Here is a 2,596-nt window from a genome sequence, read left to right on the forward strand (position 1 = left end):
GATTTTTGCAACAGAGCCCTTTTAGGAGCTCTATTCCGCAGCGCTTTGGACAAGCCGGACCGAGCTTCGCAGGGGAGCCGGCATTTGCAGCCATCGCCATCAATATTTGAAGGCCACGCTGGCGCCATAGGTGGCCGGCTTGTTCGCGTACCGCACCACGGTGTCGAAATCCGCGACCACATTGTTCCAATAATATTTGTCGAGGACGTTCTTTCCCCACAGGGAAAAGCGCCAGCGCCCGTTGGCGGATTGAATTCCCGCGCGCAAATCGACCAACGCATAGCTGGTGATGCGGAAGAGCGGCGCTCCGGCGACGGCTGACGCCGTAAGGGTCGACGGATTCAGATTGCCACCGATCACCGAAACGGTGCTCGAACGATAGGTCAGGCTCCCCCCCACAAAGCCATTGAGGGCCTCACTGATCGGGAACTCATAGTCTATGTTCGTCCCGAGCTGATATTTCGGCGTGTAGGGAACGGCGACGCCGGCGAAATTGGCAGGAACGCCGGCCGCATTGATACCCGAAAATTCGTCGATCTTGGCATCCAGATAGGTAAAGGTGCTGCTGACGACCAGTGATGAAACGGGCCGTGCAACAAATTCCAGTTCAAAACCCTTGACGGTGGACTTGGGAATATTCTGGAGCACGTCGAGGATGCCGAACGGCCCGGCATCCTCCTTCGAACGCAACTGCTTGTCCTTATAGTCGTAATAGAATGCCGCACCATTGAGCTGCAGCGCACGGTCGAGCAGGGATGCCTTGAACCCTGCTTCGTAGGCCAGCACTGATTCCTGTGTCACCGGAAGATACTGGTTGAACTCAAAGGCCGAAACGGTGGGAAAGCTTCCCGCCTTATAGCCCTTCGCCACGTTGGCATAGAGCAGGATGCCGGGCTTGGGTTTCCAGTCGACACCCACGCGCCAGGATATATTGTCTTCATGCAGCGTATCGACATAATTGCCCGGTGAGCCCGGCGCCACGCTTCCGACCGCATGGTCCAGGAGATTGATCGCGAAACAATCCCCCGTCCGATAGGGTCCGGCGGCGCCGCCGAGCAGGACGTCGAAGAAGAAGGGCCCTGTATCGAACGGGATTCCGGACAGGTCCGCGTTGCAGCTGTTAACCGAGGTCTTGGCGTTGGTGTAGCGTACGCCACCCTTCAGCGTGATGGTATCGGCAACATCATATTCGACATTTCCAAAAAATGCGTAATTGGTCATCCGCTGGAAAGCCGAAAGGGTGGCGTTCGTAATAGGATATCCGAAAACAGTGCCCAACGTCGCGTTGGAGGATGTATCCGAGATATCCACACTGACGACTTGACCGACCTTGCTGTCTTCGTAATTCGTCCCCAATACCCACCGCAGGCTGCTCTGGCTGGCATTGGCCAGCCTCAATTCTTGCGAGAAGTTTTTGATGGTGCCCCTGTCCTGGAGAAGATCGACGTCTCTGGTTGGCAAGCCGTCGCCGTCGGTTCCCTGCCGCTGCTTGTAATCGACATAGGCGGTGAGCGAGGTCAGGGTGACGCTGTCGGTCACATCGATATCGGCGCGGAGTGACGTTTGCCACATGCGGTTGTCGGCGAATGGAACTCCAGGCGTCCACTCGGCCGCGCGCGGCGTCAGGGGCGAGAACGGCGCTGCCGCTACAGCGGGATCCAGAATCGGATTTTGCGGCGTCAGTCCTATATATTGGGCGGCGGCGGTCTCGCTCTTGTCCGCCCAGCCGTTGATGTTGAGCAGGAAGCGTGCGCTGTCGGACGGCTCGAAAGCGATTTGCAAGCGCCCCATATAATTTTCGACCTTGCCGTTGCGGTCGTTCGGGCGGGAGTTGCTGATCTGCCAGCCGTCGGCGCGCTCCGAGCGACCGCTCAGCCGGGCCTTGAGCGTGTCCGATAGCGGGCCACTGACATAGCCCTCGCCAATCACCTCGTTGAATCTGCCATAACTGAGATTTGCGCCAGCATGGAATGTGTCGGTGGGCTTGGCGGCGATATAGTTGATCGCGCCGCCGGTCGCATTCTGCCCGAACAGTGTCCCCTGAGGACCCTTGAGCACTTCGACCCGCTCCAGGTCATAGGCTGAATGCGAAGCCAGAACCGGGAATGACAGCGGCACCTCGTCCGAATAGACGCTGACGGTGGGATAGGCGCCGATCGAGGTCTCGTAAAAGCCGACGCCGCGTAGCGTATAGACAGGTGTATTGCTTGATGTGTTTGTAAAGCTCAGGCTTGGAATTGTTTGGGCCAAATCCGCCAGCGAGTTGATCTGCTGGTTCTTGAGCGCGTCGCCGGAAACGACGGCGACGGTGAGGCCCACATCGTTGAGCTTCTGCTCCCGCTTGTTAGCGGTGACGACGATATCGGCAATATTCGCATCGGCGTCGTCCTGCGGCGTCTGGGCGAAAGCCGGCGCGGAGCCAAGGCCGGCCGAAGATAACGCGAGCGCAATCGAACACAGCGAAGCCTGTTGCGACCTGCCTATAACTTTCCTCATCCGAAACATCCCCTCGCTTGTTTATTTCGCCCCGGCCCTTGATACACTAGGCAGTGCTTGTATTGCGCGTCCCAAGCAAAGTGTCAACGGCGGAGTAAAA

Annotated in this window: 1 protein-coding gene; it reads right to left on the reverse strand. The window is 58.1% G+C overall.

Going from position 1 to position 2,596, the window contains the following annotated elements; genetic code table 11:
- Positions 1 to 99: 99 nt before the first annotated feature.
- Entirely contained in the window at positions 100 to 2,496 is a 2,397-nt protein-coding gene (locus SPHV1_RS03470; RefSeq protein ID WP_054944686.1) for a TonB-dependent receptor, read from the reverse strand.
- Positions 2,497 to 2,596: the final 100 nt, after the last annotated feature.

It is taken from the genome of Novosphingobium sp. KN65.2 (assembly GCF_001368935.1).
GTDB lineage: Bacteria > Pseudomonadota > Alphaproteobacteria > Sphingomonadales > Sphingomonadaceae > Novosphingobium > Novosphingobium mathurense.